This is a genomic window from Jeotgalibacillus aurantiacus (assembly GCF_020595125.1).
GTDB classification, from domain to species: Bacteria; Bacillota; Bacilli; order Bacillales; family Jeotgalibacillaceae; genus Jeotgalibacillus; species Jeotgalibacillus aurantiacus.
The window spans coordinates 660748-684460 of sequence record NZ_JACNMS010000001.1 but is presented as its reverse complement, the minus strand read 5'-3'; the positions used below and the strand labels follow the sequence as shown (position 1 = coordinate 684460).

Below are 23713 nucleotides of genomic sequence, written 5' to 3'. Positions count from 1 at the left end.
AAATAACTACATAAAAACGCTCCTACATTTACATGCAGGAGCGTTTTTTTACAAGATTGAAAATGCAGTAATGAAAAATACGACTGGTATGGTGATAAGGGCAATCGCTACCCCCAGGATAATGTTAACGAGAAACCCCTTCCAGCTTGAGAAGCGATGCACGACACCGGTCATTTTGCTAGTGATAATCATATTCCAAATTCCTAAGATAAAGCTTATTGCGCCTAACAGTAATGCCGATCCCTCTGGTAAAACAGATATCTCCATAAACCCCGGTCGCTGAAAGTACAGCTCTCCATAGATCATCACATATATTACCACTACTACTGTTAGGACGAGATTTGTAACCCCCGTTAATCCAAAGGTTTTTCTCATCTCCTGCACAGTACCAGAACCGTCTAACCAGCCACCAACCACCGTGTAGAGCCAGCTGCCAATATAATAGCCTCCCAAGCCAATGATCGGACCACCAATCAGTACAATAATTGCTATGAGGGCAGGGGATACAACAGAATTGATTCCCGTCTCCTGCAACGCATTTAACAGTCCTCCAATGCCTGCAATCATCAAAATAATTAAAGATAATTTCTTCTTATTCTGTTCAATCATATAACTGGTTGTCGCTTTCGGTTTAAACCAGACAGATAAAAATGGATTCATTATACCAGCTCCTTCCTGCTAAAAGGTACGTAATACTTATATAAAAGGTTTCATATTTTTCCTGAAAATAGGGGAGGGAAAGAGTGTGTACGTTATTGTAAACATGTAAACAAAATGTAAACATGAAGTATACAAATTAGTAAACATGTGTACAAATATGTATACATGTTGATTTGACTGGATGTGTACAAATGTGTTTACTTGTAAACGGAATTGTACACATGAAATCAGATTGTTCGGTACTTAAGATTGATTGACGAACTATTCAGCTTTCATTAAAGTGGAAACATGAGTTTGTTTTTGGTTAACAGACTCGAATACATAGTTTATTCAGGAGGTAACAATGACAAACGCAAGAATTGCAGCAGTTGATGTAGGTAACGATTCAATAAAAGCGCTTTTTGGAAAATCAGATTATGAAGTAAGTATTCCAAACGTAATTGCCCGTGATCGCGAAGACCGTCCTGTCATCGGGATTGAGGACCTTCACCAGAAGGATCCGCTCGATGGCCTTCATATTCGTGTACACTCCCCTGCCCTGCAGGACAACAACGTCATTTACCGTGTTGGCGACCTGGCAACAAAGAGTGATAACGCCACTGAGCTTGATCCGGGAAGTAGTAAGTCAGAAGAAGATCAGTCTCTTGTTATGCTATTCGCAACGATCGCACTTGATGCCGTTCGTGAGGAATCAGGATTTAAAGATAAAAATAATGTAGTTGATGCAACTTATACATTAGGAACAGGCCTGCCTTTACGTGAAGTGAAGGAAGGTAAGGACGTAGGGTTCCGTTCTCAGCTACTGGGCTCAGTACACCAGGTTGAGTTCCTCGTTACACCTAAATACCAGGGTAAAAAAGTAAACATCAAGTTTGAGGAAGTAAAAGTTTATCCGGAAGGATTTGCGGCGTTTATTAATCTCGTAATGGATAACGACGGGAAAATTATTAACCGCGACCTCATTGATAAGCAGATTCTGATTCAGGATATCGGTGGACTTTCAACGGATATCGCCGTGATCCGTAACCGTAACGTGGATGACGATAAAGCGCAGGGCTTCAACCTGGGTGTATCTGAATCACTTGAACAGATTCGTGAAGAAATCCGCTCAAGACACGGGGTTGAGCTCGATTCACGCCGTGATGTAGTCGACATTATCACAAAGAAAAATGACCGCAATCACATCATGGTTAAGGGAAGCCGTACAAGTGTCCATGACATTACGGACCGTATTCTCCTTGACCTTGCGAAGAAAGAATACCGTCATCTGCGCAACGTCTGGCAGAAAAACTCTCAGACTGAAATCTGCTACTTTGTCGGCGGCGGAGCGATGGTGTTAAAAGAGTATCTGAAGACGCTGAATAACAACCTCGATGGCTACAACATCGACTTCTTTGAGGATGAGAAAGAAAGCATCTGGATGATGGCTAATGCTTACCACAAGCTGATCAGTGACTTTGTACGCAAAAATTCATCTGCAAAGGAAGCTGCAGCTGCTAAAGATCAAAAAGAAGCAAAAGCAGTCTCTAAATAAGGTGTAAATGATGAGTGGGGGATCCGTTACTTCAATCAAGAGGGGACAGGCGATCACCTTTCGCCTCCCCTCTGATACTCCGGACCATCTGTTAAGGGAACTGCAGCGTTTGAAAGAGACAGAAAAACGCAACTTCTCCAGTAAAATTGCTGAGTATGCGCTTGAGGGACTTGGTCGCAACGCTCAAAAGGAAAGAGAAACGATTACTGTTCCCCTTCCTAAGCAGCTGTCCAAAGAGCAGCGTTCATGGCTCAGACACGCACATTCAGAAGCCTTACTTGGAAATATTGTTTATCAGCTATTGAATGACCCGGTAAGAGCTACCGCCATTCTTGCTTCAATGAACAGCAACTCTTTATCTGTGGATGACGCTCTTTATCTTCAAGAAGAAGAAAAACCACAGGCTGTGGATTATTCGTATGAACGTGAAGAAAGAGCAACACTGCCTTCTAAGCCATCATTTTCAGATGACGATCTCATGGATCTGAACTGGGATGATATAAAAACAGAAGAGTCTGAACCGGCAGAAAAAGAAGAAAAAGAAGAAAAAGAAGAAAAAGAAGAAAAAGAAGAAAAAGAAGAAACCCTCGATGATTTGCTCGGGAGTTTCCTCGAGAAAATGAATAAATAAATGAATAAAAAGACATCTATTGTAAATAGATGTCTTTTTGTTTTAATTAAATATCATTTTGTTCCTTATTCTTCATTTTTATTCTGCGGCTATTCATGAACAGAATCACTGCGCCTACAGTGGAGAAAAATAGAATCATATAATTAAAGGGTTCCGGGTTAGGATCGTTAATGATCAGATAAAAAATCCGGAACGAATTGATCAGAAGAATAATACTGAAAAACAAATCTAGTTTACGTAAGTCCAAAACAGTCCCCGCTTTCTTAGCTCAGCACTTATAAACATGTGAATAGGTCAGGTTATGCTTTTATTTATCCACATGTGGAAAACGTTTAGCAATCCCTACGATGACTTGAACTGCTTTTTCCATGTTGTCCACAGAGATATACTCAAATTTACCGTGGAAATTCTCTCCGCCGGTAAAGATGTTGGGTGTTGGCAGTCCCATAAAGGATAGCTGAGACCCATCGGTGCCGCCGCGAATTGGCTCAATGATGGCATCAATGCCAAGGTCATTCATCGTTTCCTGTGCAATATCCACAATAAAACGCACAGGTTCAATTTTTTCACGCATATTGTAATACTGATCTTCCACAAGTAACGTAACAGTGCCTTCTCCATGTTTGGCATTTGTTTCATTTGCAGCGCGTTGCAGCAGCTTTTTACGGGCTTCAAATTTCTCGCGGCTATGGTCACGGATAATGTACTCCATTTCCGTTTTTTCCACATCACCTGACATGTGCAGGAGGTGGAAGAATCCTTCATAGCCTGATGTGAATTCAGGAGCTTCATCTAATGGAAGAAGACGGTTAAATTCCATTCCGATCTTTAGTGAATTCACCATTTTATTTTTTGCTGTCCCCGGGTGTACGTTGTTTCCTTTGATGACGACCTTTGCTCCTGCAGCGTTAAAACTCTCGTACTGTAATTCTCCAAGTGGGCCACCGTCAATTGTATAAGCATATTGAGCACCAAAACGCTCAACATCAAACTTGTGGGGACCACGACCGATTTCCTCATCAGGTGTAAAGGCAACGCGGATCTTTCCATGCTTAATTTCCGGATGCTGAATCAGATAATTCATGGCCGTCATGATTTCAGCAATTCCAGCCTTGTTATCAGCACCTAAAAGAGTGGTACCGTCTGTTGTAATCAAGGTATGTCCCTTATATTTATTGATCTCAGGGAATTCACGGGGTGATAAAACGACATTCAGCTCTTCGTTTAACGTGATATCGCCGCTTTCATAGGTCTCAATGACCTGTGGATTGACGTTTGTTCCTGTAAAGTCGGTTGCCGTATCCACGTGGGCCAGGAAACCAATGGTTGGTACATCCGCATCCGTATTAGAAGGAAGAGTTGCCATTAAATAGCCGTTTTCATCAACCTCTACTTCCTCCATCCCAATATCCTTTAACTCATTTTCAAGTAAGCGCAGCAGATCCCACTGCTTTTCAGTTGATGGTGTGGTGGCAGATGCGGCATTGGATTGTGTATCGATTTTTGCATATGTAATTAAACGGTCCATTAATTCATGTTTCATGATTTGTTCCTCCTGTAGTGAGTACTGAGTTCTTCATTTTTAGTATATCATTTTCGGGGATGGATCAGTAAAGATGGGGATACTGAGAAGAATGACAAACCGGGCTGGGACGCGTCCTAAACTTTTCTTGATGTCTAGCTGCGGCGACTAGCCCCTCGAGGTCATAAGTCAAAGCTGAACGAGGGCAAAGGTCAGCCCTCTTGTCATCTTCGCCTTATGCTGATCGGGGCTGGACGAGTCGCCTCAGCTTTTCCGAGGCCGCGCAGTGAGCCAGCTATGCTGCACACAGCTGTCGCTTCACTGCCGCTGGAATCTGTGGATACGGCCCAGCCTTATAACGACTTTATTAGGCAAAAACTGTACAAATAGCTTTTATATGATGGCAGGTTGATAGTTGATTAAATTAGAGCAAGAATGTGCGGGAAATCGGTTAGTGTTGGCGAAAAATGTATAGGTCTATTTACACTAAACTGACGAATTTCCCCAGGAACTCACGAAAGTGTGATGTAACCTCATGAACTCGGCTCATAACCTCACAAACCCCACAGCTAACCTCACAAACTACCCGTACAACCTCACGAATTCCGCCGCCGCGCTCATCCTCCCCAACAAAAAATCCGGAATACGCCTGTTAAACGCGTGTTCCGGATCTGATAACGTTAGGTTATTTCAGGATGAAGCTGATTTTGCTTAATCCATGGTCTTAATTTGACGAATATTGGTATAAATAAAGCAGAAACGAATGCTGCTTTAATCAGGTTAAACGGGATAATCGCGCCAAGTGTTGTTGAAAGTTTTACGGTTGGGTCAAGCATGAAGTCCATGCCGAAAAACCATGCGTATGCCGGAAGAATTAAGAAATAATTCAGAACTGCCAGTAGGGTAACCATCAGTAATGTTCCGGAAATGAGTCCTTTTGCGAGTGCGCCTTTTGTTTTGCGTTTATGATAGAAAAAAGCTACCGGCAGGATGAATGCACAGCCTGCGATAAAGTTAGAAAGTTCCCCGATCGGGATGCCGCTGCCGCGGAATAAATAATAAAGAATGTTTTTCAGTGCTTCCACGATGACTCCTGCCATTGGCGAAAACAACAGTGCTGCTAAAAGTGCAGGTACGTCGCTGAAGTCAATTTTTAGGAAATCCGGTAAAAACGGAAGCGGAAAATTGAGCAGCATCAGCACAAATGCGATGGCGCTGAACATCGAAAGCTTTACGAGTAATTGCGTGTTTTTTAACATGAGTAGCTCCTGTCCTCGTCCCACTTACAGAAGTTTTAGCAATGAATCGTACACAAATAAACCCTGCATGACTGGCGCGGTCAGCAGGGAGAATGTAGCACGAAATAAAGGTCACGTTATACACGCGTCCCATTCATTGCCTCCATCTTCTCCCATCCAGACTATACTGTCGGCCTCCGGTTTTCACGGAGTCAGCAAATAGCTCCCTATTCGCTCGCGGGCTCAATCTAAGATTTACCGCCGGTCGGGAATTACACCCTGCCCTGAAGATGGAACGATATTAAATTTTAGTAGGACTTCAGTATACCGTAAAATGAATGGTGATTCAATATTTATGTTTGTGAGCTTGGTTAGTGGGTTTGTGAGGTGCAGAAGGAATTCGTGAGTTTAAAGAGAAAGTATATGAGTTCAGCAATGACTTTCGTGAGCTTCCAGTCACAGTTCGTCATTTTAGTGAAAATATACCCACCTGCCAAAAGGATTTTCTGACTCAAAAGTCGAATATTACGGAGAACGAAACAAACTTCGAGGAGGCTTTTATTATATGATTCAATTCAAGCAGCCGGATGTAGAAAACTTTTTTCAAACATTCGGTATTCAGTCATTTGCAGTCAACAAGGACGAAACACAGCTCGTATTCAGTACAAACCTGAATGGTAAATATAATTTATGGGCGATGGACCTGCCCGACACTTTCCCATACCCGCTCAGCTTTCATAATCAGAGCTGCTCTGAAATCACTTTTGATCCGAAAAGCCGATTCCTGCTTGCTGTCATCGATCAGGATGGCGATGAAAACGGTCAGGTGTATGCTTTGCCAACATCAGGAGGCAGTCTTGAGCCGCTTAGACAATATGAAGGTGCCAGACATATGGGGCTTCGCCTGTCAAAGGATGGCGAAAAACTGTATTACACTTCTACAAAAGATGACTCAACGTATCTGAAGTCATATGAATACAATTTAAATGACGGGACAGAAACGATTATTCAACACGGCAAGGGAGCGTCTACTCATTTAACGGCGAAAAGCCCTGATGAACAGACGTTTGCTTATGTGAAACATTATGCCAATACATACGTTCTCGCTTTTATTAAAAAAGGGGAACAGGAAGTGATGCTGACGCCGAAAACAGATAAGCAGCATACGGTTTCAGGGATTGAGTTCGTATCGGATAATATAATCTATTTTACAACTGATTTTGATGAAGATTTTTCATATCTGGCACGCTTTGATGTTGATAATGAGACGTTTGAAAAGGTGACTGGTGTTGAACAGGAAGGCTTTGACCGGGTGATTTTTGATAAAGTGACAAATTCCCTTTACATCACTGCTGAAAAAGGTGTGCGGGACAAGCTGTATCAATACAGTCTCGATACTGAAACGCTTAAGGAAGTTGAAATTCCCACTTCTGAGATCGCGGGCCTGAAGGTAGCGGAGTCAGGGAATCTTTATCTGATGGGACGAACGGCTGTGAGACCGCCTAATCTCTATGTGAGAGATGAGAACGGCTGGAAGCAGCTGACGAATTATAATGTTCCGGGTGTAAAGGAAGAGGAGCTGGTGGAGCCGGAGCTATTTACGTACAAATCGTTTGATGGTCTGGAAATTGAAGCGCAGCTGTTTAAAGCTAAGCCTGATAAAGACAATGGGCACGTTATTTTATGGCCGCACGGAGGTCCGCAGGCTGCAGAACGTGCAACATTCCGTTCGCTGTTCCAATTCCTTGTGTACAGGGGGTACAGCATTTTTACACCAAATTTCCGTGGATCCACAGGCTACGGACTGGCGTTCTCTAAAATGGTGGAAGGCGACTGGGGACATGGTCCGCGTCTTGATAACATGGAAGGGCTCGAATTTTTATTTAAAGAAGGACTGGCCGACCGCGATAAAGTACTGTTAATGGGCGGCAGCTACGGCGGCTATATGGCACTTCTATTACACGGCCGTCATGCAGATTATTTTAAAGCGGTTGTGGATATTTTCGGTCCGTGCAACTTATTCAGCTTTATTGAATCGGTTCCCGAGCACTGGAAGCCGGTGATGAAGCAGTGGGTAGGGGATCCTGTAGAGGATAAAGAAAAGCTGACAGAGGATTCACCAATTCAGTATCTCGATACGATGACAAAGCCAATGTTCGTCATCCAGGGTGCTAAAGATCCGCGCGTTGTAAAAGCTGAGTCAGATCAGATCGTAGAAGCGCTGAGGGCAAAGGGCCGAGACGTGAAATATCTGGTGCTTGAGGATGAGGGACACGGGTTCTCTAAAAAGGCGAATGAGATGAAGGTGTATGAGGAAGTGCTGGCGTTTTTTGATGGGTTTATTTCATAATGAAAAAAATGCTTTGGGTATTGGTTCAATACTCAGAGCATTTTTCAATTTTCAAGGGTGTATAGACTATAAAAAATGGAAAAACTGAATAAAGAGGCATTATTTGTACACAATAATAATCTCAATTCTTTCAAACGCACGATATTTAAGAAATCATTTGAAAAGTCTTTGTTAAAGGCAAAAATAATTTTCTATTGGATAACTATCTCGAATTCAAAATAATTAATCGGAAAAATTCACTATAAAAGAATAATTAATAGTCACATGTTCTTTTTTAATTACATATATATGTATAATTAATAATAATAAAATACCATTTAAAAGACTTCAAAATGTGTATTTGTCACCTTTTTTACTGCTCTTTTATTCGATACTGTAATAGTAATAAATGTTTGCAGGTCGGTCACGGCATTTTTTAAAAAGGAGAGCGAAGATGAAAATTAAATTATTTGTAGCCATGATGATTTGTGCGATTGCAGCTGCATTTCCAATTGCTGCATCAGCTGAAGGTCTTGTGTCTTCAGTTGAAGAGAAGGTCTACACATTAACGGACCGTGAAAAGAGCAGATGGGGAATCAACGATAATCGTTCTAACCCTGTTGAAACAACTGCCGGATGGAATAAGGCTTTAAAGTGGGCCGCTGAGCAGGGGTATACTACATTTCGTGTAGAAGATGGGCATTATTTAATAGCAAAGGGAACACGGGAGCATGATCCGGTTGCCAGAATCAATATGGTTGGCAATATGAAATTATCTCTTGATAAAGATGTTATTCTTGAAAAAGAAACGAATCGATGGGAGACCTATAGCCTTCTGTATGTCGGCAACATCGAAAATGTCATTATTGAAGGTGGACAATTTTTAGGAGATCGTGAAACCCACAATTATGACGTGACAGGTGAAGGGTTACTTGGCACACATGAGTGGGGAAATGGTATTAACTTAAAGGGTTCTGAAAATGTCATTATCAATAATGTAAAGATGAAAAATTTTGCTGGAGACTCTATTGAAGTTGGTGGATATACAGTAGGAGGTTACTACATTAAAGGGAGTATGCTTGAAAAAGGCTCTTACAATGATCAGGGCCAGCCTATAGCTCAAAATGGTAAAGTCCGTACAAATAATCGCTCAGTGACCGATTTAAAACAGAGTAAATATCAGGGAACAGAATTATTTATGTGGCTGCCCCAAGGAGTCAGAACAAATTATTTTGATATTTATTACTACAATGCAGATGGAACATTTATCAGCTCTCAAAAGAAGCTGAAGTTCTTTACAGGATTGCTTGAAATTCCTGAAGAGGCAGCTTATTATCACCTTGTCATGGATGCAGATGATCCGTCCAAGGTGAATATAAATGCAATGCATCTTGAAAGAAGTACAAATGTGACCATCCAAAACTCTGATCTCGGCTATAGCAGAAGACAGGGAATCAGTGTCGTTGGCGGAGAAAATGTGACCGTAAGAAACAATCATATACATCACGTCAAGGGAACGGCGCCACAAAGTGGAATCGATTTAGAGGGTGGTTATTTCCTAAACCATGATGTCACCATTGCAGAAAATTACTTTTCAGATAACGCAGGTTATGACGTGATATTATTTGATGGCAATACAGCTGTAGTTGAAAATAATGTCATGGCGTCAAAAGCAATCGGGTTGGCAATTTCAAAGCCTTTTGATTACGCCACCATTAGAAATAATGAATTTAATCATGCAACGATAACGGTAGTGGGGAACAATGCAGATTTCTATCAAAATATAATTGAAAACAGTCGAGTTGGTTTCAGTGGCGAAGCCATTACGTTTAAAGATAATGAACTTTACAATACACCAGTCAGTCTGGATAACAAAAAGCCTTTTACAGTCAAGATGGAGAATCTATTCATAGAAAATAGTCCAATATATATTGGCAGTAATCCAGTGAATCTCAGTCAGGTCACTTTAAAAGGTGAGAAATCCGCAATTACTGGACCAGGAAATGATCAAAATATTTACAAAAACTTAAAGGTTGAAAATTACACAAACCTCTCATTACCAAAAGGTCAATATCAAACATGTTCATTTACTTCAGGAAATGGTAGTGCGGTGGGAATCAGTCAAGAAGGAAACTACTCTATTCAAGATTGTAGCTTTACTTCCGATAGCAACGTTTTATCCATTAAAGGGTCACCTTCCGTAGCCATTTCAAATAGCCGATTCAACGTTAACAAGAACATTGGTTACGGTGCTTCATTTTACGTGCTCGGAGCGAAAAAGCTATCTATCAATGATTCTGTAATTTCAGCGAAAAATAATACGGTTACACATACTCCAATCATGAAGTTTGGTCCATATGGCTCTCCAGCTCCGACGAAAATATTTGATGTCAGTATGAAAAACGTTCAGATTCAAGGTAATCCAGCGAATGCTAGTGCAGTTACCGGTCTTGATACGAAAAATGCCGGAACAGATGCTCCAGCGTATCGATTGGAAAATGTCAAAGTAGAAAATGCCCTGGTGAAACTTCACTCAAAACATCAGATCCAGTAAAATAAGCAACTTAAAGAAGTCAGGTAGAAATATCTGGCTTTTTTGAGCTATTCCAAGTGTGATGTCATTTGACATTATTTTAAAATATATGGTAAATTTACATAGTTCTTTATAAAGAACAACCTGAGTGCGAGGAGGGTTACCATGAAAGAAAAATGGCATTCGCTGCATCTGGAGAACTTGGACGTTTCATTGAAAATGAACTTTTTTGATTATGGTGGGGGAGATCATGGTGGAAAAGATGATGACTGTGAGGATGATGTATCCGGAGCGTCATCATAGAATGTAAATGAGCAAGAATCGGCTGAAGGGTATGCTCCTTCAGCTTTTTCTAACAAGAAGTGATCTGATATGTTTAAGCACGTTTCAACAATGGAGGAAGGAAAAATATTTAAAGATATCTGGGAGCATACAATTAATAAGAATCATTGGCTCGATGCCCCCTATCGTAAAGAGTCTATCCGTTATTTAATATATGATCGTAAATACAAAAAGCCCATTGGCACAGTTGAATTTACTCCTGCATCAATTATACCAATCGAAACCTTATCCAAGCGGTACAGAACAGACAATATTCAAATAGAGACATTATGGGAAGTGGATCGATTATCTCTATTACGAGATTATCAGAGAAAAGGTAAAATGACATATATTTTTATCAGATATTCCGTGAACACTATCAAACATACTTTCCGGAAGGCTATATCGGCTTAATGGAGAACAAATTTTTTCATCGTGCAAAACGATTTCTAGGAGAAGATTTAAAGGTAACAGGATCAACCTGGATGGTCCGACAACAAAACTGGTTCCTGTGTATTTCCCTGTCAGATCGGTAGCCGGTACTAAAAGAAATGTGTACCTTATAAAGATTTATTTTTATTCCTTAAACACACAATATAAAAAATTTATTCTCCACTGGTCAGGAGTTAAAAAAGCAAAAAAAACAGGTTGACATGTTCTTTATAAAGAACTAAAATAAAGAAGACACTTGAATTATTTTTTAAAACAAAAGTCCCTGTTCCTCGCATAGGGATCTTATTTTTACACTGCATGTTCTTTATAAAGAATAAAATGAATGAAGAGGGTGAACACAGTGAAAGGCAAAGGAGTAAGTTCCTATACGCCAGGATCCAGAGATATAAACTTAATGGAATATGTAAAAGTGATTAAGAAAAGGTTAATCCTCATTTTACTCTTAACAATTTTGTTAGGTGGAATGGCTTACTACTATAATAATTTGACTTATTCACCAATGTTTCAAACATCAACGAGGGTTATTTTGACGTCTCCTGATGTTCCTATGGAAACTTTAATGGTGATGTTAAAAGACCCTACAGTTATGACTCAGGTTGCTCTAGATATTGGAATTGAACGTTCTCCTCAGGCACTCGCTTCTCAGGTGACAGTTGAAAGATTAGAGGAATCTCAGGTTGTCAGTATAACAGTAGCAGATTCTGATCCTCAGATTGCTGCAGACATTGCCAATGCAACAGCTTTGAATTTCAAAGAAGAAGCAAGAAGCATTCTCGCGTATGAAGGCGTTCAACTACTTACAGAAGCAATGCCAAATTTTAATCCAGTTAATCCTTTGAGTAACCGATTCGTTTATTTGGCTGCAGCAGCGGGTCTTGCACTTGGAATCGGTTTAGCCTTCTTTCTGGATACGCTTGACCGCGCTATTAGAGTTGAGGAGGACGCTGAAGAATTCTTTGGTGTCCCGGTCATAGGATATGTACCGGATGCGAGAAAGAAAAAAGTGTTAAAGCAACCAAGAAAAAAAGCAGTCGAAATAAGGGGTGAGCAGATTGAAATTACGAAAAAGGCAGCAGACCACAGCTGATAAAAAACGAAGTGTTTACACTTATACACATCCTGACTCTGCGCTTGCTGATGAATTTCATACGATACGGACCAATATTAAATTTCTGATGACCGATCAGCCAATGAAAATATTTGTTCTTACTTCTTCAACCAAAGGGGAAGGAAAGTCTACAGCAGCGGTAAACCTGGCTACTTTATTATCTCAACAAAAAGAAAGAGTACTTCTCATTGATGCTAATTTGAGAAAGCCGGTCATTCACCAGTATTTTCATCTGGACAACCATCACGGCCTCACCACTGTCTTAAAATCCAGGCGGTCTCTAGCTGAAGTAATGCATAAAGGAGAAATCAGCAGGCTGGATATTCTCACAAGCGGACCGGACGAATATAATCCAGCTGAACTGTTAGGCAGTGAGCAGATGAAACAACTGCTTGATAAAGTCTCAAAAGAATATGATGCCATTATTATTGATGCCCCTAATGTACTTGATTACACAGAAACCCGGATTTTAACTAACCTTGCAGATGGCGTTCTGCTCGTTGTCAGAAGAGGAAAGGTTATCTTTCAGGATGCGCTGGAAGTCAAAAGGATTCTGAATCTGGCACATGCAAATGTGATAGGTGCCATTATGAATGAGCGATGAATTTTTTTGAATAAATTGTTCTTTATTAAGAATTATGTTGTAACGGAAGAAATAACAGTGATGTCTCCTGACTGTTATCAATGGAGGCACTCGATCATGCTGTGGGTTGAAACACACCTTAGACGCAAGTCGTCGTTGGCATGGAGTGAGGGTGGGTTAAATGCCCGATTTATTTCAATTTATAAATATAAAAATAGAAGGATAGTGTGATGATCCGGTCATTATCCTTCTATTTTTATGGACGGGAAAGGAGGAATAGTATGTCTTATAAACAGAGACTTTCACTGTTTATATTAGTTGATACGACCATTGTTTTAATGTCAGTATTCTTCAGTGGTTTTTTGGTGAATGCCAGTATTGAAGTGCTGACGGCACCTATCGTATTAACAGCTGTGGTTCTTGTAAGCGGTCACTTAATCTTTTCATTTCGTTACCATTTGTATAAGAAAGCTTGGGAATATGCCAGTATTGGTGAACTTTCTGCGATATGTAAAACTGTATTTTTTTCAGTCATTTTGGCTGGGGGGATACAGCAATTTGTGTTTCAGGAAATGTTTTTCAGAATGCTTGCAGTGACTTTGTTACTTCACTTGTTTTTTATCGGTGGTTCAAGGTTTGCTTGGAGATTGTTTCGTGATCGTGTCATTCGCCGACATGATGATAAAAAACGGACGTTAATCATCGGAGCAGGCTCAGCAGGTACAATGATCGCAAGACAGCTTATCCAAAGTCAGGACGGAGATATGCTCCCTGTTGCTTTTATTGATGACAATCCAAGAAAACAGAATCTAGACATTTTGGGAATTCCGGTTGTAGGATGCGTAGCTGATATTGAAAAAAACGTGAGAGAATATATGATCGATAATATTATTATTGCCATTCCTTCACTGAGTAAGAGGCAGTTGAACGTCATCTTCGAGCAGTGTGCAAAAACCGAAGCAGAAACTAAGATTTTACCTATGATTGAAGATCTCGTTTCGGGGAAAGTATCTGTTTATCAGGCCCGGGATGTTCAGGTGGAAGATTTACTCGGAAGAGACCCTGTGGAACTTGACTTGGAGAAAATTTCTTCCAAATTAAATGGAAAAACGGTATTGGTTACGGGCGCAGGTGGTTCAATCGGATCAGAGATTGTCCGCCAGGTAGCGAAGTTTCAACCAGACACCATCATTCTTCTTGGACATGGTGAAAACAGTATTTACAAAATCGAAATGGAAATGATTGGTTCATTAAGGGTTTCGGGTATTCAGCTTTACACTGAGATTGCAGACGTGCAGGACTTTAAACGGATATTGCATATCATGAACCATTATCGTCCAGACATCGTATATCATGCTGCAGCGCACAAACATGTTCCACTTATGGAAAAAAATCCGGAGGAAGCTGTAAAAAACAATATCATAGGTACAAAAAATACAGCGCAGGCAGCTCACCAGGCAGGTGTTGAAATATTTATTATGATTTCAACTGATAAAGCAGTGAATCCAACAAGTGTAATGGGTGCTTCAAAAAGACTTGCAGAAATGATCGTACAGCAAATGAATCAGGGAAGTGAAACCATCTTTGCCGCTGTCCGCTTTGGAAATGTTCTTGGAAGCAGAGGTAGTGTCATTCCGCATTTTAAGCAACAAATTGAACAGGGAGGGCCGGTGACAGTTACTCACCCTGATATGATTCGATATTTTATGACCATCCCTGAGGCCTCAAGGCTCGTTATCCAATCTGGAGCATTAGCCAAAGGTGGAGAAATATTTGTTCTTGATATGGGCGATCCGGTTAAAATTGTAGATTTGGCAAGAAATATGATTAAGCTCTCCGGTTATTCAATAGAAGAGATTGGAATTGAGTTCATTGGAATAAGACCGGGTGAAAAGCTTTACGAAGAACTGTTAAATGAAGATGAAGTGAATCCGGATCAAGTCTACCCGAAAATCTATACGGGGAAAACGTCAGGATTGTATCTTACAGAAATTAATCAGTTGATATTGCATTATGAAACGATGCATCCGGATGCAATCAGACATGCACTACTTGAAATTTCTAACCGTAAAATTTCGAGTTTGCCAATATCAGGATAGGGGTGGATGGAATTGAAAGTGAGAAAAGCTATTATTCCGGCAGCCGGATTGGGAACCAGGTTCTTACCCGCAACTAAAGCGATGCCCAAAGAAATGCTTCCAATTGTTGATAAGCCAACCATTCAGTACATTGTGGAGGAGGCAATCGCAGCCGGGATTGAAGATATTATCATCGTCACAGGCAAAGGTAAAAGAGCAATTGAGGATCATTTTGATCATTCATTTGAGCTTGAACAAAATCTATATGAAAAGGGTAAGTTCGATCTTTTAGATGTCGTTCAGCATTCCTCAAGACTCGTTGATATTCATTATATTCGTCAAAAGGAACCAAAAGGGCTTGGTCATGCCATCTGGTGTGCGAGAAAGTTTATTGGAAATGAACCATTTGCAGTCTTGCTGGGAGATGACATTGTACAGGCCCAAACGCCTTGCTTAAAGCAACTTCTGGATGTGTACGCAAGGTACAATGCCTCTATTGTAGGCGTGCAGAAAGTAAAGGAACAGGAAGTCTCGAGGTACGGCATAGTAGACGGAAGACCAGTGAATGACAGGTTATTTTATATCGAAGAACTTGTTGAAAAACCTGAAATTCACCTGGCACCATCAAACCTTGCGATCCTTGGCCGGTACATACTGACACCGGGCATTATGGATCTGCTCAGTGAGCAAAAGCCTGGGGCAGGCAATGAAATTCAATTGACGGATGCCATTGCTGCTTTAAATAAATCTGAAGCAGTCTATGCCTACGAATTTGAGGGCACACGCTATGACGTGGGTGAAAAAATGGGCTTTATTCAAACGACCATTGACTTTGCACTGAAAAACGAAGAATTGCACGATGGTTTGCTGGAGTATCTTGTTCAGAAAGTTAATGAGTATCAGATTGCTAAACAATAGGAGGGAGTGTGAAATGAATAAAAGGATACTGTTTTGCGCAACCGTTGACTATCATTTTAAAGCTTTTCATTTGCCTTATTTAAAATGGTTCAAAGAGCAGGGCTGGGAGGTTCATGTGGCTGCGTCCGGTGACCGATCATTACCGTATACAGATTACAAGCATGTTCTACCTATTGAGCGATCTCCTTTTTCAACACAAAATGTAAGAGCTTATTTTCAGTTGAAAAAGCTGATTGACACATTTGACTATGATTTGATTCACTGTCACACGCCTGTAGGAGGAATGCTAGGAAGAATAGCAGCCTTAAACGCACGTAAAAAAGGGACGAAGGTTTTATATACAGCTCATGGCTACCATTTTTGTAAAGGTGCTCCCTTTATGAACTGGCTGATCTACTACCCTCTTGAATGGGGCATGTCGTTTTTAACGGATGCCATCATTACCATAAATAAAGAGGATTATCAGCTATCGAAAAATCAGTTTCATGCAGCAAAGATTTTGAAGGTGCATGGAGTAGGAGTAGACACAGCGTACTTCCATCCTCCGGCAAAACATGAAAAGGACAGTTTAAAGAAATCGTTTGGTTTTAAGCCAGGCGATTTTTTGTGTTTTTACGCAGCAGAATTTAACCGTAATAAAAATCAATCATTTCTAATTAATGCTTTTGCTCTCGTCAAAGAAAAAGTACCACATGCAAAGCTGCTTTTAGCCGGAGAAGGGGATGGTCAAAAGGAATGCAGGGCTCTTGTTGAAAAATTAAATCTTTCAGACAGTGTCGCATTTCTGGGATTTAGAAAAGATATCAAAGAGCTGGTCCAGGCCTCTGATGTTGGCGTTGCTTCAAGTTTAAGAGAGGGGCTGCCGGTTAATGTGATGGAAATGATGGCAGCAGGTCTTCCTGTGATTGCCATTAAAAACAGGGGCCATAATGAATTAATCGAAAATGGAAAAACAGGATTTTTACTATCATCTGATCAGGTAAAAGAATTTGCAGGTAAGGTTATTTACCTTGAAAAAGAAACGGGACGCAGAGAGCTGCTTGGGTTTAACGCCAGAGAAAAAATCATCAATACTTATAGTGTTCAACGTGTTTTACAGGAAAAAACAGAAATCTATAAAAGTTTTATGACAGAGACGGAGGCGTTTGAATGGATCGCCCGCTGAGAATTCTTCATGCCGTCGTCAACATGAATAGAGGCGGCGCGGAAACGCTCATTATGAACTTGTATCGTAATATGGACAGGAAATTGATTCAATTTGATTTTTTAACTTCGAAGCCTGGTGAATTTGATGAGGAAATAGAGAAACTCGGAGGAAAGGTTCATCGGATTCCGTATATGACCGATGTAGGTCACCTTCAATATCAAAAGGAACTAAGAGCGTTTTTTCAGAAAAATTGTTATTCAGTTGTCCATGCACATATGGATAAAATGAGTGGATTTGTATTACATGCAGCAAAAAAATACGGAGTGCCTATTCGTATTGCACACAGCCATAATACGAGCAGTGAAGGAGGGTTTGCTGCCAGGCTTTACAAGGAATTAGCAGGACTTTTCATTGAACGCAGTGTAACTCATCGCTTTGCCTGCTCAAGTGAAGCTTCACGATGGCTTTTCAAGAAAACATCACATCAGGCACTGGTCATCAAAAATGGTGTGGAAGCGCACCTTTTTAAGTATTCAGAATGGACCAGGGAATCGATAAGAAAGGACCTCGGTCTGAAGCCCAACCACTTTGTTCTTGGGCATATTGGGCGCTTTCAAAAGCAAAAAAATCATGCGTTTTTGGTCAAGCTTCTTAAAGATCTTATACAGGTTGATCCGAGGTTTCATTTGTTATTGGTTGGAGATGGAGATCTCAGACAGGCAACAGAGCAGCTTTTTACTGAAGCAGGTGTAAGAGAAAATGTGACGTTTCTAGGTGTACGCTCAAATGTGAATGAACTCCTGCAGGCGATGGATGTCTTTGTTTTTCCATCATTTCACGAGGGTTTACCAGTCACACTTGTTGAAGCTCAAAGTACAGGGATACCCTGTCTGATTTCTAACCGGATTTCAACAGAAGTGGATCTCGGTATGAACCTCGTTTCATTTCTTTCAATAGAAACAACAGAAGAGTGGATAGATCAATTGATTCATATTCATCAAATGGAAAGAGTCAGAAATTCTGACCTTGATCAGATCAAAAAACAGGGATATGACATTCGGGATACCGCTGAACAAACAGCAACGATATATTTGCAACTGGGAGGTACAGGATGAAAACGCTGACTGTTTTTACACCAACCTATAACCGCGCCTACTGTCTTGGAAGAGTATATGAAAGCCTGAAGAAGCAGACCAGTCAGGATTTTATCTGGCTCATTATTGATGATGGATCTACGGATCATACAGCCGAACTCGTCAGCCGATGGAAGGAAGAAGACAGAGTCTTAATACACTACCATTATCAAGAGAATCAGGGTATGCATGGCGCGCATAACACCGCTTACCGTCTGATGAAAACTGAATTAAATGTCTGTATCGATTCAGATGATGAAATGGCAGATCATGCGGTCGAAAAAATCATTGCGTTTTGGAGAAAACATGGTAATGAAAAAGTCAGTGGTCTTATCGGATTAGATGCATTCAGAAATGGAGAGATCGTTGGAACGAAAATGCCTGAAAGCTTGAAAGAATCAACATTATTTGACCTGTATGAACAATATAAAGTCAAGGGGGATAAAAAGCTTGTATATCGGACGGAACTGACGAAACGATTCCCTTATCCGGTTTTTAAGGGGGAACGCTATGTGGGACTGGCATACAAATATTATTGTTTGGACCGTGACTACAAAATGCTTTTAATGAATGAGGTATTATGTGTCGTTGAATATATGCCGGATGGATCATCTGCCAATATGCTTCATCAGTATTTGAGTAATCCCCAGGGCTTCGCTTTTTATCGTAAGGAATTAATGAAGTTGCCATTTGCCAGTCCGGTATTTAAGTACAGGCAGGCCATCCATTATGTATCAAGCAGTATGATCAGCCGTAATAAACAGTTTCTTAGAGAAACACCAAAAAAATGTATGACCTTAGCTGCATTACCTTTTGGGATCGGCTTGAGTATTTACATTAGAAGAAAAACTTTATCAACCGGCTAGAAAGGGTGAGATCAGAATGACGATTTTTTGGCTGACACTGGCATCCGTTTTTATCCTTGGTTTTTTTGCACGATACGCGGCTGTGCCAGCAGGAGGTATTCATTATACTCCTGTTCCGGTCATCCCAAATCGTTTTCTGATTGCGATTGCAGCATTGATTTTAGCACTCGTATCGGGGTTACGTTCAAATATTGGAGATACATTTAATTATAAGGATATATATGAACGTAATGATTTCACATGGGAATATATCTTCAGTGAGAAGGATTACGGATTTGGTATTTTGCAAAGGTATTTAAAACTGCTATCTGAGGATCCTCAAATCCTTTTGTTCACAACAGGAATCATCACTAATATTCTGATCGTGCTTATTCTGTTCAAATATTCCAGAATGATTGAAATCAGCCTGTTCGTGTATATAACAGGAGGATTTTATCTTGTCTCTATGAACGGCATCAGACAGACACTGGCAGCTGCCATTATGTTCACAGCAACCAAGTTTCTGATCGAGCGACGCTTTTTACCCTATGCACTAATCATTGTTTTCGCTTCATTTTTTCATCAGACCGCACTGGTGATGTTGCCCATATATTTTATTGTTGGGGCAAGGGCATGGTCAAAAGCAACAGTGGGCTTAATATTAATCGCAGTGGTTATTGTATTTAGTTTCGAACAGTTCACCTCTATTTTATTTACGGCGATTGAAGATACACAGTACGCTGATTATAAAGAATTCAATGAAGGCGGAGCGAATATGCTGCGTGTAGCGGTTGCGTTACCGCCATTAATCATAGCTTATCTCGGAAGGGGAAAATTAAAGAAAATTATGCCTGGCAGTGATGTAATCATTAATATGACACTGTTAGGTCTTGTATTTCTTATCGTATCTACACAAAGCTGGATTTTTGCAAGATTCTCACTTTACTTTTCGCTTTATCAGCTGATTTTGCTGTCATGGGTTATTAAATTGTTCAGGGAAAAGGATGAAAAATTGATTTATTACCTGATCCTGATTTGCTATCTGTTTTATTATTACTACGAAAATGTGGTCAGCCTCAATATCATTTATAAGAGTGACTATTTAATTTTTTAATGATGGAATGAGAAAGCACAGCTTAGCTAGCCGTGCTTTTTTATTATATGGAAATAAAAGGAGGGATACAATGGCTGTTTTAGTAACAGGGGGAGCTGGATATATTGGCAGTCATACGTGTGTAGAGCTCTTGGAAAAAGATTATGAAATTGTCGTCATTGATAATTTCTCTAATAGTCAGCCTGAATCTTTGAAAAGAGTTTCAGAGATAACGGGTAAAATTTTTCCTGTCATTGAAGTGGATCTGAGAAATCGGGAAGATGTTGAAGATATTTTCAAGCAATTTAACATACAAGCGGTCATTCATTTTGCCGCTCTTAAAGCAGTAGGAGAATCAGTGACAAAATCCCTGCTTTACTATCAGAATAATCTTATTTCTCTTCTGAATATATTAGATGTTATGGATCAGTACAGTGTTCAGCAAATTGTATTCAGTTCCTCAGCAACTGTTTATGGAGATAACGGACGCTCTCCCTTAAAAGAGGAGACACACACCGGAGCAGTAAATCCTTATGGGCAGACAAAGTTGATGGCGGAAAAAATACTTGAAGATCTCTCGGCGTCAAACCGTGAGTGGAAATCGGTTATCCTTCGCTATTTTAACCCTGTGGGAGCACACGAAAGTGGAAAAATTGGAGAAGATCCAGGTGGAGTGCCAAATAATCTGATGCCTTATTTATCTCAGGTAGCAGTTGGTCAACGTACTCACTTATCCGTTTTTGGTTGTGATTACCCTACAAAAGACGGAACGGGAGTCAGAGATTACATTCATATTATGGATCTGGCAGCGGGACATGTAAAAGCACTTCAATTTTTAGAAAATAATGAAGGCTGTCACACATTTAACCTTGGCACAGGAAAAGGGTACAGCGTACTTGAGATGATACATGTTTTCCAGCAGGTGACCGGAATTCCTATCCCATATCAGATCGTCGACAGGCGCGCGGGAGATATTGCTGAATGCTTTGCTAATCCGAAGAAAGCTGAGAAGCATCTTGAATGGAAGGCAGTGCGTACGCTGAGCGATATGTGTAGAGATACCTGGAGATGGCAGAGCAGCAATCCTTTTGGCTATCATCCTCAAAGTAAAATGAAAACAAAAAAAGCATCAGGAGCTTAATGATCATGTGAGAGGAGATGACATAATGAAGAGGTCAATTGATCTTGTGATTGCTGTAGCTGCCTTCATCATTTTATTTCCGTTCTTTATCATCCTATGGGCGGCTATTGTTGTAAAACTTGGCGCGCCTGCTTTCTTTATTCAGGAAAGAGCAGGGTTACACGGGACACCCTTTATGCTTTATAAATTCAGAACGATGACATCTGAAAAAGATGATGAAGGCAATTTACTGCCTGATGAAGAAAGAATGACCCGGTTTGGACATATGCTGAGAAGTCTGAGCCTGGATGAACTTCCTCAACTGATTAATATCATTAAAGGAGATATGAGTCTCATTGGGCCTCGCCCTTTATTAAGTGAATATCTTCCTTTCTACACAAAAGAACAAATGAAACGTCATCAGGTCAGGCCGGGTATGACTGGCTGGGCGCAGGTAAATGGACGGAATCAGCTGTCCTGGGAACAAAAATTCGAATTAGATGTCTGGTACGTCAAACACCGAAACCTCCTGATTGATTTGAAAATCATTTGGCTTACGGTACTGAGAGTGGCAGGAAGAGATGGTATCTGTCAGGAAGGATATGCCACGGTAGAGAAATTTACGAGAGCGGGAAACGAGGTGGCAAAGTGAAACTGATCATTATAGGAGACGGAGGACATGGAAAAGTCGTCAAAGAAGCAGCAGAAGCAGAGGGGTGGACAATTCATGCTGTTCTTGATGATCAATACCAAGTCCCTTTTCTTCAGGAACAAATCAGCTTCGCTCCTATCCGGATGCTGAAACACTATTTACAGAATGATGTGAAGGTGGTTGTGGCAATAGGTGATAATCGGATCCGAAGACAACTGACAGAACAGTTTCAGTTAGCTGAAGATCAATATGCAGTGATCAAACATCCCTCTGCTGAAATTAGTACGACGGCCAGCATCGGTGCCGGAACGGTGATTTTAGCAAAAGTAATTGTGAATCAGGGGACGGATATTGGCCATCATGTCATATTAAATTCCGGATCAATCGTCGAACATGATAATAAAATCAGTTCATTTGTTCATATGTCGCCTCATGCTGTAACAACGGGTAACGTCATGGTTGGAGAAGGGACGCATATGGGAGCATCTTCAGTAGTCATACCGGGAGTTAAAATTAGAAACTGGTGTACCGTTGGAGCAGGAGCGGTGGTTATTCATTCTGTTGAATCAAATCAGACAGTGGTGGGAAATCCGGCAAGGGTACTACATCCTTTCAGAAAAATCCAATAAATAAGGGGGAGTGACGGTGCAATCAAGAATTTATTTATCGCCGCCTCACATGACTGGTAAAGAGGAAACTTATATTGAAGAAGCTTTTCGGACAAATTGGATTGCACCTAACGGCCCTAATGTTGACGCATTTGAAAAAGAAGCAGCCAGGTTGCTCGGTGTCCAGGCAGCATTAGCTGTTCAGTCAGGGACGGCTGCTATTCATTTGGCACTGGAATTGCTCGGCGTCGGAAAGGAGGATACTGTTTTTTGTTCCTCACTCACCTTCGTAGCGAGTGCTAATCCAATTCTTTACCAGGGGGCCACACCGGTTTTCATTGATTCTGAACCTGATACTTGGAATATGTCACCTATTGCTTTGGAAAGAGCATTAAAAGAAGCGGACCAACAGTATAAACTTCCAAAAGCGATTATTGTGGTTCATCTTTATGGGCAGCCTGCAAGAGTTAGAGAAATTAAGCGGCTGGCAGATCAATACGGTGTACCGCTAGTAGAGGACGCTGCTGAGTCACTCGGTTCACTGTATCATTATAAGCCAAGTGGAACTCACGGAGCTTTTGGCATTTACTCCTTCAACGGTAATAAAATTATTACAACCTCAGGAGGGGGCATGATTGTATCTGATGATGAGAAAGCCATAGAAAAAGCTCGCTTTTATGCAACCCAGGCGAAAGACCCAGCACCTTATTATCAGCATTCTTTGAAGGGATACAATTACCGGATGAGCAATATTTTAGCCGGGGTTGGCAGAGCTCAGCTGGAAGTACTCGAATTAAGAGTCGCAGCAAGAAGAAAAGTGTTTGAAAAATATGAACAGGAGCTTTCACAGGTTGAAGGGTTTGACATGATGCCTGAGTTAACAGGAACCCGTTCGAATCGCTGGCTGACAGCTTTAACCATAGACGATTCAAAAACTGGAGTGTCTGCTCAAAACTTAATTAACATCCTTGAGAAAGAGAATATTGAAGCCAGAAGAGTATGGAAGCCGTTGCATTTACAGCCATTATTTAAAGATGCACAATACTATCCGCATTTTGAAGATCAGGATGTTTCAACTGAACTCTTTAATCAGGGGATCTGTCTCCCATCCGGTTCGGGTTTAACAACTGAGGAACAGCACAGAGTATTAAATACAATCAGACGTGCATTACCTTCATTGGTAATGAATAAAAGAGTCCTGTAAATG

The 23713-nt window shown here is 40.7% G+C and carries 22 protein-coding genes and 1 riboswitch; of the genes, 18 read left to right on the top strand and 4 right to left on the bottom strand.

What is annotated here, in order from left to right:
• Nucleotides 1–48 precede the first annotated feature (48 nt).
• A complete protein-coding gene (locus H7968_RS03210) occupies nt 49–660 on the bottom strand; it encodes a YIP1 family protein (protein ID WP_227394793.1) in 612 nt (203 codons plus the stop codon).
• Nucleotides 661–1003: 343 nt separating this feature from the next.
• Here H7968_RS03210 and H7968_RS03205 point away from each other — a divergent pair, with 343 nt between their 5' ends.
• Both H7968_RS03205 and H7968_RS03200 read left to right on the top strand, forming a co-directional pair.
• Nucleotides 1004–2194, top strand: coding sequence for a ParM/StbA family protein (locus H7968_RS03205; RefSeq protein ID WP_227394792.1), 1191 nt, complete (start codon nt 1004–1006; stop codon nt 2192–2194).
• 10 nt (nt 2195–2204) lie between these two features.
• Nucleotides 2205–2825 (top strand): hypothetical protein, encoded by a 621-nt coding sequence (locus H7968_RS03200; protein WP_227394791.1) that lies wholly within the window; start codon nt 2205–2207, stop codon nt 2823–2825.
• A 46-nt stretch (nt 2826–2871) separates the two neighbouring features.
• On the opposite strand, the gene H7968_RS03195 is transcribed toward H7968_RS03200, so the two are convergent.
• The 3 genes from H7968_RS03195 to H7968_RS03185 all read right to left on the bottom strand — a co-directional run bounded on the left by H7968_RS03195 (nt 2872) and on the right by H7968_RS03185 (nt 5606).
• Nucleotides 2872–3072 carry a hypothetical protein gene (locus tag H7968_RS03195; protein ID WP_227394790.1) on the bottom strand — a complete coding sequence of 67 codons (201 nt, stop codon included), beginning with the start codon at nt 3070–3072 and terminating at the stop codon, nt 2872–2874.
• A gap of 60 nt (nt 3073–3132) precedes the next feature.
• Entirely contained in the window at nt 3133–4368 is a 1236-nt protein-coding gene (gene pepT / locus H7968_RS03190) for a peptidase T (protein ID WP_227394789.1), read from the bottom strand.
• A gap of 659 nt (nt 4369–5027) precedes the next feature.
• Complete coding sequence (locus H7968_RS03185; protein ID WP_227394788.1) at nt 5028–5606, bottom strand: ECF transporter S component; 579 nt, start codon at nt 5604–5606, stop codon at nt 5028–5030.
• Nucleotides 5607–5746: 140 nt separating this feature from the next.
• Nucleotides 5747–5881, bottom strand: a riboswitch (FMN riboswitch).
• Nucleotides 5882–6150: 269 nt separating this feature from the next.
• Here H7968_RS03185 and H7968_RS03180 point away from each other — a divergent pair.
• The 16 genes from H7968_RS03180 (at nt 6151) to H7968_RS03105 (ending at nt 23710) form a co-directional block, all read left to right on the top strand.
• A complete protein-coding gene (locus H7968_RS03180; protein WP_227394787.1) occupies nt 6151–7935 on the top strand; it encodes a S9 family peptidase in 1785 nt (594 codons plus the stop codon).
• A 433-nt stretch (nt 7936–8368) separates the two neighbouring features.
• Entirely contained in the window at nt 8369–10468 is a 2100-nt protein-coding gene (locus tag H7968_RS03175; protein ID WP_227394786.1) for a right-handed parallel beta-helix repeat-containing protein, read from the top strand.
• Between the two features lie 144 nt (nt 10469–10612).
• The gene (locus H7968_RS03170; RefSeq protein ID WP_227394785.1) at nt 10613–10750 is read left to right on the top strand and encodes a hypothetical protein; all 138 of its coding nucleotides are present in this window, start codon (nt 10613–10615) and stop codon (nt 10748–10750) included.
• Between the two features lie 69 nt (nt 10751–10819).
• Complete coding sequence (locus tag H7968_RS03165; protein WP_227394784.1) at nt 10820–11182, top strand: hypothetical protein; 363 nt, start codon at nt 10820–10822, stop codon at nt 11180–11182.
• A gap of 361 nt (nt 11183–11543) precedes the next feature.
• Entirely contained in the window at nt 11544–12308 is a 765-nt protein-coding gene (locus H7968_RS03160; RefSeq protein ID WP_227394783.1) for a YveK family protein, read from the top strand.
• Nucleotides 12274–12933: a CpsD/CapB family tyrosine-protein kinase gene (locus H7968_RS03155; RefSeq protein WP_227394782.1), complete on the top strand. Its 660-nt coding sequence runs from the start codon at nt 12274–12276 to the stop codon at nt 12931–12933. The genes H7968_RS03160 and H7968_RS03155 overlap by 35 nt, the downstream gene beginning before the upstream one ends.
• 260 nt (nt 12934–13193) lie before the next feature.
• Nucleotides 13194–15011 (top strand): nucleoside-diphosphate sugar epimerase/dehydratase, encoded by a 1818-nt coding sequence (locus tag H7968_RS03150; protein WP_227394781.1) that lies wholly within the window; start codon nt 13194–13196, stop codon nt 15009–15011.
• Between the two features lie 6 nt (nt 15012–15017).
• On the top strand, nt 15018–15908 hold the full coding sequence (gene galU / locus H7968_RS03145) for a UTP--glucose-1-phosphate uridylyltransferase GalU (protein ID WP_227394780.1): 891 nt from the start codon (nt 15018–15020) through the stop codon (nt 15906–15908).
• 13 nt (nt 15909–15921) lie between these two features.
• Nucleotides 15922–17073 (top strand): glycosyltransferase family 4 protein, encoded by a 1152-nt coding sequence (locus H7968_RS03140; RefSeq protein WP_227394779.1) that lies wholly within the window; start codon nt 15922–15924, stop codon nt 17071–17073.
• Entirely contained in the window at nt 17058–18170 is a 1113-nt protein-coding gene (locus H7968_RS03135; RefSeq protein WP_227394778.1) for a glycosyltransferase family 1 protein, read from the top strand. Before H7968_RS03140 ends, H7968_RS03135 begins: the two co-directional genes overlap by 16 nt.
• On the top strand, nt 18167–19054 hold the full coding sequence (locus H7968_RS03130) for a glycosyltransferase family 2 protein (RefSeq protein WP_227394777.1): 888 nt from the start codon (nt 18167–18169) through the stop codon (nt 19052–19054). The genes H7968_RS03135 and H7968_RS03130 overlap by 4 nt, the downstream gene beginning before the upstream one ends.
• Before the next feature lie 16 nt (nt 19055–19070).
• Nucleotides 19071–20147 carry an EpsG family protein gene (locus H7968_RS03125; RefSeq protein ID WP_227394776.1) on the top strand — a complete coding sequence of 359 codons (1077 nt, stop codon included), beginning with the start codon at nt 19071–19073 and terminating at the stop codon, nt 20145–20147.
• 70 nt (nt 20148–20217) lie between these two features.
• Nucleotides 20218–21267, top strand: coding sequence for a UDP-glucose 4-epimerase GalE (galE, locus tag H7968_RS03120; RefSeq protein WP_227394775.1), 1050 nt, complete (start codon nt 20218–20220; stop codon nt 21265–21267).
• A 25-nt stretch (nt 21268–21292) separates the two neighbouring features.
• Nucleotides 21293–21898 carry a sugar transferase gene (locus H7968_RS03115; RefSeq protein WP_227394774.1) on the top strand — a complete coding sequence of 202 codons (606 nt, stop codon included), beginning with the start codon at nt 21293–21295 and terminating at the stop codon, nt 21896–21898.
• Nucleotides 21895–22527, top strand: a complete 633-nt coding sequence (locus H7968_RS03110; RefSeq protein WP_227394773.1) for an acetyltransferase — start codon at nt 21895–21897, stop codon at nt 22525–22527. Before H7968_RS03115 ends, H7968_RS03110 begins: the two co-directional genes overlap by 4 nt.
• Nucleotides 22528–22576: 49 nt before the next feature.
• Nucleotides 22577–23710, top strand: a complete 1134-nt coding sequence (locus tag H7968_RS03105; RefSeq protein ID WP_264476624.1) for a DegT/DnrJ/EryC1/StrS family aminotransferase — start codon at nt 22577–22579, stop codon at nt 23708–23710.
• Nucleotides 23711–23713 lie beyond the last annotated feature (3 nt).